This window comes from Helicobacter pylori (genome assembly GCF_900120335.1).
GTDB lineage: Bacteria > Campylobacterota > Campylobacteria > Campylobacterales > Helicobacteraceae > Helicobacter > Helicobacter pylori_BU.
Genome location: NZ_LT635477.1, coordinates 294,978 through 309,039, shown reverse-complemented (window position 1 = coordinate 309,039; position 14,062 = coordinate 294,978). Strand labels below are relative to the sequence as shown.

Annotated in this window: 6 protein-coding genes; all 6 read right to left on the bottom strand. The window is 40.8% G+C overall.

The window, feature by feature from the left end:
- Window positions 1–4: 4 nt before the first annotated feature.
- Window positions 5–1,024: an aliphatic amidase gene (locus CS889_RS01515; RefSeq protein WP_089086628.1), complete on the bottom strand. Its 1,020-nt coding sequence runs from the start codon at window positions 1,022–1,024 to the stop codon at window positions 5–7.
- 126 nt (window positions 1,025–1,150) lie between these two features.
- On the bottom strand, window positions 1,151–2,854 hold the full coding sequence (locus tag CS889_RS01510; RefSeq protein ID WP_089086627.1) for a bifunctional chorismate-binding protein/class IV aminotransferase: 1,704 nt from the start codon (window positions 2,852–2,854) through the stop codon (window positions 1,151–1,153).
- The gene (locus tag CS889_RS01505) at window positions 2,855–3,727 is read right to left on the bottom strand and encodes a DUF2156 domain-containing protein (protein WP_089086626.1); all 873 of its coding nucleotides are present in this window, start codon (window positions 3,725–3,727) and stop codon (window positions 2,855–2,857) included.
- Between the two features lie 12 nt (window positions 3,728–3,739).
- Window positions 3,740–4,030: a chorismate mutase gene (locus CS889_RS01500; RefSeq protein WP_089086625.1), complete on the bottom strand. Its 291-nt coding sequence runs from the start codon at window positions 4,028–4,030 to the stop codon at window positions 3,740–3,742.
- 4 nt (window positions 4,031–4,034) lie between these two features.
- A complete protein-coding gene (lysA, locus tag CS889_RS01495) occupies window positions 4,035–5,252 on the bottom strand; it encodes a diaminopimelate decarboxylase (RefSeq protein ID WP_001947466.1) in 1,218 nt (405 codons plus the stop codon).
- Window positions 5,253–5,299: 47 nt separating this feature from the next.
- A complete protein-coding gene (imaA, locus tag CS889_RS01490) occupies window positions 5,300–14,023 on the bottom strand; it encodes an immunomodulatory autotransporter protein ImaA (RefSeq protein ID WP_089086624.1) in 8,724 nt (2,907 codons plus the stop codon).
- Between the last annotated feature and the right edge of the window lie 39 nt (window positions 14,024–14,062).

Sequence of the window (14,062 nt, the reverse complement as noted above, 5' to 3'; positions counted from 1 at the left end):
CCCTTTATTTCGTGGGCAAATCGCCTACAGGACAAGCGGCCACACCCACGCTTGGGCGAGTGATTTTTTCTACATTTTCTTGAGCTTTTTTGGGGTCATTAACCCAAGTTTTATAGAACTCAAAAGGGCATTCCGCCACACCCTTATCCCCATCGCCACTAGCAAAAACCCCACTATAACCTCTGTGTAAGAGTTTGAAGAGTTGGTTTTGGCTTTGGTCGTATTTCCTCGCATCACGGATTTGTTGCACGGAAAGCTGAGCGTATTGAATACCATTTTCTTCTTCCCCGCATTCGCCCAGAGTATGCCCGTCAAAACCAATAATGCTAGAATGCCCGAAATAGGAATACACCCCATCAAAGCCGGTCGCATTCGCTACCGCTACATAACATTGATTAGCCCACGCCATGGCTTTCACTATCGCAATTTGTTGCTCCTTAGCCGGATACATGTAGCCTTGACAGCGCACAATAAGCTCTGCCCCACGCATCGCACAATCACGCCAAATTTCAGGGTAGTTCCCATCATCGCAGATAATCAAAGAAACTTTCAAGCCCTTAGGCCCATCAACCACATAGGTTTTATCCCCAGGATACCAGCATTCAATAGGGCACCAAGGCAAGATTTTGCGGTATTTTTGCACGATCTCACCCTTATCATTGACAAGAATCAAAGTGTTATAGGGATTCTTTTTAGCCTGCTCATGTTTTTCCCCTGTCAAAGAGAACACTCCCCAAACCTTGTTTTTCTTACAAGCCTCAGCAAGGATTGCGGTTTCTTCCCCAGGAACGCTTGCGGCTGTGTCAAACATTTCTTGTCTGTCATACATGATCCCATGCGTGCTGTATTCAGGGAAAATAATCAGATCCAACCCAGGCAAACCCTGTTTGACCCCACCAATCACCTTAGCGATATTGCGACAATTTTCCAACACCTGTTCTTTAGTGTGGAGTCTAGGCATCTTATAATTGACTACCGCTACGCCCACAGTATCGGGGCTGCTACTAATATCTCCATGTCTCATGTTATGTTCCTTATTTTTTTTGATGAGAGTTCCTAAAAACCCTCTATTGGATTTATAAAATACTTGTATAAATGGATTTATAATGAATGTGAAAAATTTAATCATTATAATTATTATGGGTGAGTTTTAACTTTTTTGCTCCATTGGGTAACCTATTATTCCCACCTCCACTAAACCATATAAAGCATTAATGCAATAGATCTTAGCCGCTCTTTGCAAGTCTTGTAATTTTAAAGGGGCATGCTCAACAAGCCCTTTTTTTAACAACCCCACAACGCCCGTCCCGGTTAATGCGCCCGTGCTGAAATAAGGGGTTAAAAGCCTGTTGTGGATTTCTAAAATAAGGTTGCTCCTAGCACCCTCAGTGAGTTCTAGATCCTGGTTATAAAAGATTTCATCAAACATAACGCCTTTTTTAATGAGCGCTCGAGCCTTTTGATAAAAAGGGGCGTAAGTGGTTTTGTGGTATAAAAAATCATTGTGTTTGTCAATGGGGGCTTCACTCAAACGGATTTCTAGGCTTTTTAAAGGCTCTAGGGGCTTATATTCTTTAATGAGCTTGCCCTTTTTGTTCAATAAAACCCTTAAAACCCCTTCTTTTTCTAATTCAAAGTCCAAAAGATTTTCATCGCATTTGAAATTAAAGTATTGAGCGCTATGCATTAAGCGTTCTTTATGGGCGTTTTTATTGTTAATCTCTAATTTTTGATCCTTTTTGATAACTTTCATCGTCTCTATAATCTCAAATTCTATTTTAGGCATCACAAAAAAGCTTTTTAAAAAGCTCTCTTCATATTCCTTTGAAGCTTTACTTTTATAAGTTACCCCACTCCCTACCCCCAAATGCAAAAAATCTTCGCGTGCTCTTTTTTCTAAAGTGCGGATAGGCACGCTAAAAAGGGCTTTTTTTTCTTCAATCATGCCTATCGCCCCGCAATACACCCCCCTAGGGCGTTTTTCTAAATCTTCAATGATTTGCATGGTTTTTATTTTAGGGCATCCGGTAACCGAGCCGCAAGGGAACAACGCCTTAAAAATCTCAAACAAGCTTGTTTTTAGGGGCAATTGAGCTTCAATCTCGCTTATCATTTGATACACGCTCGGCAAGCTGATGATTTCAAACAATTGATTGACTTTCACGCTATTTTTTAAGGCTAAGCGACTCAAATCGTTACGCAATAAATCCACGATCATCACATTTTCGCTTCTGTTTTTGTCATCATTTTGCAAAAACAATCGGTTTTTTTCGTCTATCAAGGGGTTGTTTGAGCGAGCGATCGTGCCTTTCATGGGTTTTGTGATAATCTTAATCGCTGTGTCTAAAAACTCTAATTCAAAAAACAATTCCGGCGAAAAGCTTAAAACGCTCCCAAACTCATTTTCTATCAAAGCCTTAAAAGGCGTGTTTTGGTTGTGTACCACTTCCTCAAAAACGCGCTTTGGTTTGGCTTTAGTGTTTAACAATAAATCCATTGTCAAATTCACTTGATAGGTATCGCCGTTTTTGAGATGCTCTTTAACGGCTTTAAACTGCTTGAAATAAGTTTTTTGATCTAAAGGGCTGTGGATTTTAGGGTAAAACGCATGCTCTTTTAAAGGCTCTAAAGAATATTTTTTTCTTTCTAAAAATTGTTCAAAATACAAAAAAGGGGTTTGGCTTTGAAAATTTTCATCTAAAAACGCTAAGCGCGCTTCATACAAAAGATACCCCACAAAATACCCCTTCCCCCTATTTTGAGAGATAAAATCTAAGGCGTTTTTAAGCTCGTTGAAATTAGTGGCTGTGAGTTTTTTAACGCTTTTTTGATATTTAAAATCCCCAAAAATCATTTAATCTCTAGCAACGGCTTCGTATTTGTCTATCAAAAACACCGGGTTATAGCTCATCTTAGACCTTCTTAAGCCCTCTAATCCTAGATCTTCTTCTCTGTTAGCGTAAGTTAAATGGCTAAATTCATTCAAAAGCAATTGTTGGTTGATGATTTGATACGCGCCTGCAATATCTGTGCGGGCTTTTTCAATGTGGATGAGCGCGCTCTCTTCGTTTAAAACTTCCCCAAAACTAAACGAGACTATTTCCCCATTAACCCTAATAAGCCCCCCCTTTAAATCCAAGCTTTCATAATTTTCTAAAACGCTTTGAATGCCCTTATTTTCGTTGATTAACCCTATATCATCGGTCTGGCTTTCTAAAAACCACGCTTTAGAGGCTTCTAAAACTTCCTTTCTGTTTTGAGGAGAAATTTTTTCATAAACAAAATTCGCATGATTGGTTAAAAACTGGTTTAAGTGGTTTTTTTTCTTATGGTATTTTTTCCCTTTGAGCGCGATCAGTTCTTCAATAGAATAAACATAATCGCTCCTGTCTCGGTTGTAAGTGAAATCAAACACCCCTACAAAATTGTCTTTTAAATCGTCTCTTTGCTCTAAAGTCAGGGAGTGGAATCTTAAATTTTTTTCTAATTTCAAAAGCTCTTCCACGCATTCATGCGGCCTCTTACCGATAGGATAGAAATAAAAGGGTTTTTGGTTTTCATAAGTGGTTTGAATGACCAAACAATCCCTAATCACAGCCACTTGAATGAGCCTTGCGTGCTGCCATAAGAAACAATTGGTAAAACTCACATCTGATAAAACGATTTTTTGAGTTTGTAAAAACCTTGAAAACAGGTCCTTATGTTCTAGGGTAATTTCTTCAAACATGGCAACTCTCTTTTATTTTTTTAACTCTTTTAGGGCGTTTTCTTGAAAATTTCTAGAAATCTTAAAAACCTCTGCATAAAAACCCGTAAGAATTTCTCCATTCAAATGCTTGAAACCCCTTTGGCTGAGTCGTTTTAAAATTTCTCGCTCTCTTTTAGGGCAATAAATGGGGCTTTCTTGTTTGATAAGAGCGATTTTTAAAGCGATTCCTAAGCGTTTGTCTAAAAGATCGCTCAATTCATTATCCAACGCATCAATTTCAGCCCTTAAATTTTCTAAAAGACTATCCAAATTCTTTTGCATCTGATCAAACCCCTTTTAAGCCTTCTTCTTCTAGCCGCCATAAATCTTCTAAAGCCTCTCTTTTTCTAATCACTCTGATTTTGTGATCTTCTAGGGCTAATTCTAAGAGTTTGGGGCGCGAATTGTATTGACTGGCCATGCTAGAGCCATAAGCCCCAACCTTTTCTATGGCTAATTTATCGCCTGGCTCTAATTCTGGCAAATTGGCGTCTTTTAAAAAAGTGTCGCTGCTCTCACACACAGGCCCTACCACATCGCAAGGCGAGATCTCACGCCCCCCACAAGGCGTTATGACCCTTATGGCATGCTTAGCATGATACAAACTGGGGCGTAAAAAATCATTCATGCCCGCATCTACGATTACAAAGCGCTTGTTTTGAGCCTTTTTTTCATACAAAACCTGCGTGATCAATTCCCCACTCTCAGCCACGATCGAGCGGCCCGGCTCACAAATAATGGTCAAATCCAAGCCTTGAAGCGCGTTTAAAATCCCTTGCGCGTAATCATAAAGCTTAATCGTTTCTTCATTTTCATAGCTCACGCCAATCCCTCCACCCACATCAAAAAAGCACAAATCAATCCCTAAAGCGATCAAAGATTTAGCGATTTTAGCCACCTTTTGACTCGCTTCTATAATCGGATCTAAATCTAAGAGCTGCGATCCGATATGAAAATGCACGCTAACAGGCTCTAAAAACGCGCTTTTTTTAGCCCAAAGAAACATTTCTAAAGCTTCTTTTTCTCCCACGCCGAACTTATTTTCTTTCAAACCGGTAGAAATATAGGGGTGCGTTTTAGCGTCAATGTTAGGGTTGATTCTAATGGAAATCCTAGCCTTTATCCCTAAAGATTGAGCGATTGTTTCAATCGTTTTTAATTCCATAAAACTTTCCACATTCAAAAATAAAATGTTGAGTTTTAGGGCTTGCTCTATTTCAAATTCGCTCTTACCCACCCCGCTAAACACGATTTTATAAGGCTTGATCCCGGCTTTTAAAGCCCTTTGTATCTCGCCTATGGAAACGCAATCTGCTCCACTCCCTAAATGCGCCAATAAAGAGAGGATACTCAAATTAGAATTCGCCTTTAAAGCGTAGCAAATCAAAGATTTACGCCCCTTAAACGCTTCTTTATAATTCAAAAAAGCCTGTTTGATCTTGCCAAAATCATAGAGGTAAAAAGGGGTTTTATAAGTTTGAAACAGCTCTTCATAATTAAACATGGAAAAACCTAACCATAAAATTTGAACGAAGCATTATAGCAAAAAAGCTAAAACGCCACTCGCATGCCCACATTCCCAGTGATATTAAGATCTTGGTATTGCAAGCCCATTTTAAGCCCCACCCCCGCATTCACATACATCAAACGCCACAAATGCATTTCGCCTCCTGTGATCACGCTCGCAAAAGTGTTAAAAATTTCCCCCTTGCGGTACAATAAAGTGTTTTCACCCACAAAACGCACCATATTGTCGCCTTTAGCTTTGATCAAAAGATCCCTGCCCAACCTCGCTGTTACAAAATAATAGGAATTTTTGCCAAAATATTTACGGCTCTCTAACCCCATGTTGAGCGTTAAAACCGATTCGTTAGAGGGGTTTGAATGCATGACGAATTGTTGGTAAGCTGGATTTTGCATTTTGCCTTTCATCTCGCTCAAGCCTATGAAATGATAGCTCAAGCCCACTTGAGGTTTTAGCACCACGCTTTTTTGTTTGAACATGAAATCATAGCCGTAATTCCCATTCACGCTCGTTGTCCAGGTGTTGTAGTTGTAGCGTTGGTTCAACACAGAGAGCAAAGAATTAGAAGAATTGATACTAGTTGCATTGCCTCCATAAGTTTCATTCGCGCTCAAAGTGAATTCGTTTCTTTTTAAAAAAGCCCTAGCATACATCCCCACATCCACATTATTAGCCAAAGAATGCATGATGTTCCCGTTAAAACCGCTATACCCATAAGCCACATAACCCCCAAGGATCATGTTTCTAACCAACCGGTCATAGCCCACATTCAAGCCATAAAGCGTGCCATTGCCCCCAGAAATAAAGCTCGCTCCCCCAATCCCTTGAACCCAAAGGTTATTTTGGTGTTTGCTGAGTTGAGAGTGTTTGACAAAAACCTCGCTAGGGTTAGGATCGCTAAAACGCTTGTTTTTAAGCTCTAACAAGCGATCAGAAAAATCGGACTCTCCCTCTCTAGCCCTAAAATCAGAGAGTTTTGTCAAACGGCTGGTTTGTTGGGTGTAACTCGCCAATTCTAAAAGGTTGGTAGCGTTGTCTCTAAAATTAGGGTTAGAAATCAAGCTTGCGGTGTTTTGAAGATCTTTTGTTGCGTCTAAGATTTCATTCAAAGAGTGGTTTTCTAAATAAATCGGCGCAAAAAGCGGGTTTTCTTTGGTTTTTATCATCAATGTTGAAAGCCACTTGATAGCGTTATTCCCCCCTATCGCTTCAATTTGATTGAGCGCGCTTTGCCCTTGAATGCCCACAATGTAATCCTGTAAGGTGGGGGGGGTAAAATCCATCGCTTTATTGCCATAAGACATTTTAATCTGGTCATGAAGAACAGAAAGGCTTAAAATGTTGTTTTGAGAGGCGTTGTTTGAGTTAGGCAACGCTACGCTCAATAATAACCCCTTATCTTGCAATAAAACCCGTTGGCCCAAATAAGTCAATACGCCGTTTTTTTCCTCTATGTGGTTTCCGTTGATGTTGATTAAGGTATAGAGCTTCAAATACGATTGCAAGCTATCGGGGTTGATATTGTAATTGATGTAACGGCCGCTTTTTAATAAAGTGTAAGTCGTGTTATTGGCCATGCTGTTATTGACATTTATAAAAGGCGTTTGGGTAGTGTTGAGATTAATGATCCCCCCTACTTGAATGAGCGGATTTACAGGCGTTTGAATATTTTCTAAATTAAAATGAATCGCCCCAAAATTATTCAACGCCCCCCCTACTTCTAGTCCATAAATCCCGGTGCTTAAAGAAGCGTTTGAAGCGATCACTAAATTTTGAAGCACCTCTATTTTTTGCGTGGCGTTGTTGTTAAATGTGCCTTGAATGTTTAAGTTATTCGTTACAAAGCTGGCGTTTTTCTCTAACACCGCTTGGTTGGAAATCGTAAGGTTGTTGGCTTGGAATTGAGCGTTATTGTAAAGATACAGGTTTTTAACGTTTGCAGAGCCTTTAATCTTTGAAAAATCAACCACCCCGTTAGCGTAAATATTGCCTGAAAAATTGAAATCATTCGCCGTAACCATCAAGCTCTCATCGTTATTATTCAAGGCGATTGGCGCGTTATTTGACGCGTTATTAGAAGAAGCGTTATTTTGAGTGCTAAGCGCACAAGGGTTTGTGGCACTAGCTGTCGTTGGAGTGCCTTGTTGCGCGCAACTGACGTTGATAAACAGATTGCCTTGAGATACGGAAACATTGTTATTAGCGGCATTAATCTTAAAGCCGTTGCTGGCATCAAGCGTGGTGATGCTAATGTTAGAAACTTGATCGGACAACAAATTAAGCGTTCCAGAATGGTTAGTGAAAGCGATGTGGTTGTTTCCGGCAAAAATAAGCGAATTTCCTGCGTTGAAAGAAAGCGTGCCTCCATTGGCGTTAGAGAAAGTGGAATTTTGCACAAAAACATTGCCTTGCGCGTTGAAACTGAAATCCCCTTTTTGCCACACTTGACTCAAGCCATAGGGAGCGAAAAGCCCCTTGTTACCAAGATTAGGGATCAAATTCCCCAAACCTTGTTCATAAATAGGCCCTAAGCCTTTAGCCGCTAGGACTTTGTCTAAAACGCTTTTAATCTGCTGGTTTTGCAACAAGCTTTCTAAAGAATTGAGCGTGTCTTGGCCTAAAAATTCGCCAATCATTTGCTTGCCTAAAGCGGCTACATCGTTTTGTAAAGCCTCGCTCGGCTTGACAATATCTTGCAGCATCACGCTTATGACTTGCCCTATATCGTTAGCGGAAATAAAGCCAGTGATCTGATTGAACAACCCTTTTTTACTCAATAAATCATTGATGGACATGCTGCCTATAAGCTTTTCAGGGTTTTGCAAATCAATGCCCCCTAGTCCGGCTAATCCCCCCACTAGCCCGGTCCAAAAGCCTAATTTTTGTCTGATCAAATCCTTAATCGCCGTGTTCAAACCGCTATCGTTCATGAGGTTATCAAAATTATTCTGCCCCAAAAGCTGGCTTAGGGTTTGATTTTTTTGCTCAGGCGTTAAATACCCCCCAATCACGCTATTACTCCCTAGCGTATTTACTATCAAATTCCCTAATCCCCCGGCTTTATTGATGGATTGCATCGCCACTTCGCCCAAAATATTAGCGAGCCCGGCTTGATTGAAAACCTTATTAATACCCTCTTGACCCAGCATGCTAAAAATCCCATCGGTTTGCGAGCTTACGATATTGGCTTGGTTGAGAATGAGCGAAGTTTGGCTGTTAAAAGTTACGCTAGCACTCCCCCCAGTCCCCCATGCGTTCCCGCTCCCTAAAGTGCCGGTAAGATAAATTTCTTTAGCGTTAAAAGTCGTGTCAATATAGCCCAAATCAGCCGAGCTGGACTCCAAAAGCTGACCCAAATAAGTGCCTCTGAATTTTTGGCACACAATATCGGTGTAATCGCAAGGCTTTTGATAGCCCAAGCCCCCAAAAACCACCGCGCTATTGGTGTCTGTTTGCCCTATTTTAGTCGCTCCTACAATCAAAGCGCCGTTATTGAAATTTTGCACGACCGAATTATTCGCATTATCAATCAACTCGTTAATGTTTTTCCAATCGCTAGGCGTGATGAGTTTGGTAAGCTGGTTTAGCACATTAGAGTTCAAATCGTTCAAACTTGAAAGAGAAAAATCATTCCCTAAAATCTTTTTAATTTCAGGGTAGAGTTTGAGCGCCATTTGCCCTAACGCCTTGATATTATTGAAATTATAGCCCTTGTTATAGATGTGTAACGCGCTAATAGGGTTGCCTTGAGCGTTATAGGTTTGCGAGATGATAGAAGATTCAGAGGTTAGATTGTTATTTTTCGTGGTGTTATTACTACCACTGGCTTGATAGGATTGGTTGGGGTTGTAATAGCCTTTCACGCTGCTCGTGAGATAAAACACGCCTTGTGCGTCATCGCTATAAGAATACACGCCATTAGCGTTGTTATAAACTTTTTGGTAGTTAAAGATTTCAGAGCCAATGTTATAGAGCGTGTTTTTAATACCCGGGATTTGAGAGAGCGTAACACTCAGTTGGTTATTTTTAAAGCTCTCGGTGATTTTTAGGGCGTTATTGAGAGGGTTAGTGAAACTATAAGTTTGGTTTTTAGCATCATAAATCCCATCATTGATGCGCATGCCAAAGAAGTTGATACGCTCATACCAATTACCATTCATGTCCGCTTGAATGATGTTATACACACGATTTTTATTACCATTCAGATCGCTTAGTAAATCAATGTTAGCGATATTCAAGATCCCTTGATCGCTAAAAACAAGCTGGCTGTTTTTCAAATTCAGCACGCTACTGTTGTTAGGGTTTAAGAGGTTGCCTCCCAAACTCAAGGGCGCTTTAATGTCAAGGGCTTGATGGAAAATAATGGGGCTTTGAGAAAAAGCGTTATCATAGAAATTAAACGCCGTGTTAGAGGTGATAGCGCTAGAGCCTTGAAAATCTAAAGAAGAGTTATTGCTTAAATTAAACTGCCCTCCTAAAGAGACCGCCCCCTTAAACACGATAGAGGAATTATTCAAACTCGTAGTAATATTCGCTGAATTGAAATTAACCGCTCCGTTAAAATTAAGGTGAGAGCCATTACTCGCAATCAAGCTCGCATAATCGTTGATCGTGGCGTTGTTGGAAACATTGATAGTGCTTTGGTTGAGGTTGAGCGAGCTGGTGTCGTTCAAATTCAAATCGCCTTGAAGATCCAAGGTTGAATGGTTGCTCGCATTGATAGAGGCGTTTTGAGAAAGATTGATCGCATTGGCTTTAATGCTGCTTGTCCCCACTGAAACGCTTAAATTGGAATTGTCAAACAACACGCTTTTAGCTTGCATTTGATACAAACCAGAGCTTAAATTAGAGCTGTTAGTGAAACTGATCGCATTAACGGCATTGAATTTAAAAACAGACTGCGTTTGCCCCACATAGCCTCTAAAAGAGCTGTTAGAAAAATCCAGATTCAAAGCGTTGAAACTAAAATTAGGGTTGCCTTTATTTTGCGCGGTATCGTCTATAAAATAGGAGTTTTGAGCCTGAATGTTCGCACTGTTAGAGATAAAATTCATAGAAGAGCTTTGCGTGCCAGCGGCACGGTTATACAAAGTCGCGTTCGTTAAAAGAATGCCTTGAAGCCCGTTAAAATTAAGGCTCGCGCCCCCACCGCTAGAAATGCGATTCCCGCTTTCAATGCTGCCGGTGATGTAAATCTTTTGCGCTTCATAATGCCCTGTGATAAAACCTATGCATTGCAAATTCCAGCAATGCCCGCTCGCATCATTGCTCCCTACCCCCTTATTGTCCCCAAAGCGAATGATGGTGTTAGATTGCGGCGCATCGCTTACGCTCGTCCATATATTTTTAGCCCCAAAAACGATCGCGCTGTTTTGCCCGGTGAACGTTTGAGAAAATTCCGCTTTAGTGAATAGAGTTTTCCCGCTCGCATAAAAGTCAATGCTGTTGTCGTAATAATAAATGGTGTTGTTTGGATTCCCTAAATTATTGTTATAGCTGTTAGGCATGTAGGTCATAAAACCGAGAGCGTTTTGATAATATAAATGATCCGATTTTTCCATATCCACATAATCAAACACCATGCCAACGCCCAAACGCCGGATAGAAATGCTGTTGGGTGAAAAAACCTCTTGGAAATTGTAGGTTTGGTTATTGAAAGAATACACCACATCATAAATACCATTACCCGCGCTAGAGACGAGTTTTTCACTGCTAGCCCCATGCCCTTGGTAGTTGATGAGCTGCCACAGATTTTTACTGAAAGCGTCGTTGTATTCAATTTCTTTAGAAGAACTTACAAGGGTGATAGGGTTGCCATTTGTGATAGCCTGATCAATATTGATAACCGAATGAACGCTAAAAGCAATCGTCCCATCGCCAAAAGACAAAGGAGCGTTCAAGTTTTTTAAAGTGATGTTATTGAGAGTAACCTGCCCTTTCACGCTCGTGTTCGTAGGGCTGTTAAATACCACGTTATCAAAAGTTGCATTCCCTGCAATATTAACAGAGCCGGTATTATTAAAATTAGCAGTATTTTGAGAGCCATTAGTAGAGTTCCCAAAAACAGCGTTCCCAGCGATTTGCAAATTTGAATTAGCGTTAGTGAAATCCCCCACAAACGAAGTGGTCGCGCTAGAATTATTGAAATTAAAAGAAGCGCTATTGTTAAAGTTGGCGTTATTGAACGAAGCGTTTTTTGCGCTAATCTCAAACGAACCGCTATTGAACTGGTTGTTATTTGAAAAATTCAAGCTATCGCCGCTGAATTGGTAACTTCCTCCATTAAAGTTGGTGTTTTCAAAAGTCGCTTGCCCCGCATTGAAAATGAATTTCCCGTCTTTGGCTTGGTTAGTGAAAGTTGCGCCATACACGGAAAGTTTGCCATTAGCGTTTAGACCATTCAAATTCTGCGAACTATCCATGTTTTGCGTGGAAAAAGTCATGGAGCTTGAATAAATCCCGGCGTTATGTTGCGTGATAGTAGCGTTAGCGATATTGATACTATCTACCCCATTAAAGACCAGATTGGCTGCCCCACCGGTGCCTATACGATTGCCAGAACGCAGATTCGCTGTGATATACACATGATAAGCGCTATAAACACCATTAGTTGTGCCTGTGCATTGGTAATAGGGCCAAGGCCCGCAATGCCCATTAAGAGCGCTCCCTGAAGTGTCCCCAAAAGACACCGTGCCGCTAGAAGAAACGCTATTTCCAGTCCATGTTGCGTTATACCCAATCACCAGATTGCTACCACTCGCACTAAAGGTCTGTTTAAACGAGTTAGTGTAGCTCCCCCATATTTGAACGCTCGGCAAGTAATAAGTCCCGCTCTCTGTAAAATTTTGGGATTTGGGGATGTAATATTTATGATCATACCAAGGCATGTCAGAATTGATATAATTTGAAGCGGATAAGTCAAATTTGGAGCCGCTAATGACAGGGGGTGGCGTGTAAGTCCCGCTCTCTAAAGCCTGGATAATAATGGAATTGTGGCTGAAAGTTTCTTGCAGTTTGTAGATAGTATCCCCTATTTTATAGCCCACTTGATAGACTTGTGGGGAGTCTTTAGTGGGTGCAGAGGGCGAAGAGTCAGCGGGTTTAGGTGTCGTAGCGTTTTCGCTCAAAAGCTGTCCGGTAACCCCATCATAAGTGATCATATCCCACAAGCCTTGAGCGAAACTTTGCGGCTTTGAAGGGCTTTCAGTTGTTTTTAAGGCGTTTGTTAGGCTATTGAGCGCATGGTTTAAAAGATGATTATAAGTGATCCCACCGCTAGAATTTAAAATCGTTACGCTCTTTTCACTCCCTAAACTTGTAAGGTTAAAAGTCGCCCCTTGAGCGAGAGTGATTTTAGAACTCCCAAAATCAAGGGTTGAGCCATTTTTCAAATCATTCTTACCGCTTAAAGTAACGCCACCACTAATGGTCATGTTGTTTGTATCAACAGAAGTGTTGAACGAAGTGTTATTAAAGCTCGCATCTTTTTCTATAGTGATTTTACCGGTATTGTTAAAAGTGGCGTTATCAAACGAAGCGTTTTGGATTGTTAGTTGCTGGTTTGAATTGTTAAAGGCTTGCTGGAAAATTACAGAACCCTTAAGAGTGGTAGCGCTGCCGCTAAAAGAGCTGTTTTCAAACAGAATTTGGGGGTGCTGAGCGCTGTTAGTTGGATTACTTTGGTTGTTAAAAGTAAAAGTCCCCCCATTAAAGGAGCTGTTTTGAAAGGTGGCTTGATTGTCAAAAGTATAGGAAGCGTTACTAAACGAAGCACCATTAAAAGAGCTTGTGCCTTTAAAAGTGAAGCTACCACTACTAAAGGCGGTATTATTAGTAGCGTTAAACTCTTTATTGAAAGTGAATACCCCCCCATTCCATTTCGCCCCGCTAAAAGTGGCGTTTTCTTCAAAAGTGAAACTACCGCTTGCGTTACTAAAAGTCGTGTTAGTAGCGTTAGTCGTCCCTTTAAAAGAATAGCTAGGCCCAGAAGTGGAGCAATTAGCCCCACTGCCAATTTTAGCTAAAGAACTGCAAGTATCCCCACTTAAAGAAACCGAATTAATGGTAATGGCGCTGTTAGCGTTGCCTATATTCACTTGCGAAGTTTTATACGCGTTGATATTGGAATTGATATTGACCTTATTAGCGTTCAAGTTTAAAGTGGCTGTACCGGTGTGCGTGCCAGCTCCCGATCCCACACGATTGCCCACTTCCACGCTGTTATTCACATTGATAATCCCAGCGCTAAAAGTAACATTAGTATGCCCATTAGGATACCAAGAAGTGAAGCTATTCCCACTATTCGCACCTAGATTAAAAGTAGCGTTACTGCCTAATTCAATGTTTAAATTCCCCCCATTATATTCCCCTCCGGTGTAGTTATACAGACCGCTTAAAAAATAAGTGCCGTTATCATTTTTTAAATTGGCTGTGATGTCTTGGTTGTTTTGAGAGTGGTAGTAGTTAGCCGCATTGCCCCCTGCCCAAGTTTTTGTGATGAGTTGGTTTCCTGTGAATTGTTGGGTTTTTTCCTCCCATTTATCGCAACTCCATAAAGCATACCATGGATGATGCACGCATACCTTTTGGCTTTTTTCCCCCCAACTAAGCCCCAAAATATCCGTTCCATCCGCATACGCCCCACTAGCAAACCCGCCAATCAGTAAAGGCATAAGCCATAAAGGACGCTTTAAGATTGTTTTTTGATGCGATCGTTTTATCTTTTTTGGTTTCTTTTTAAATTGTTTCATTTAAACGCTACCTTCTCATTTCCTAGATGGTAGCCAAAA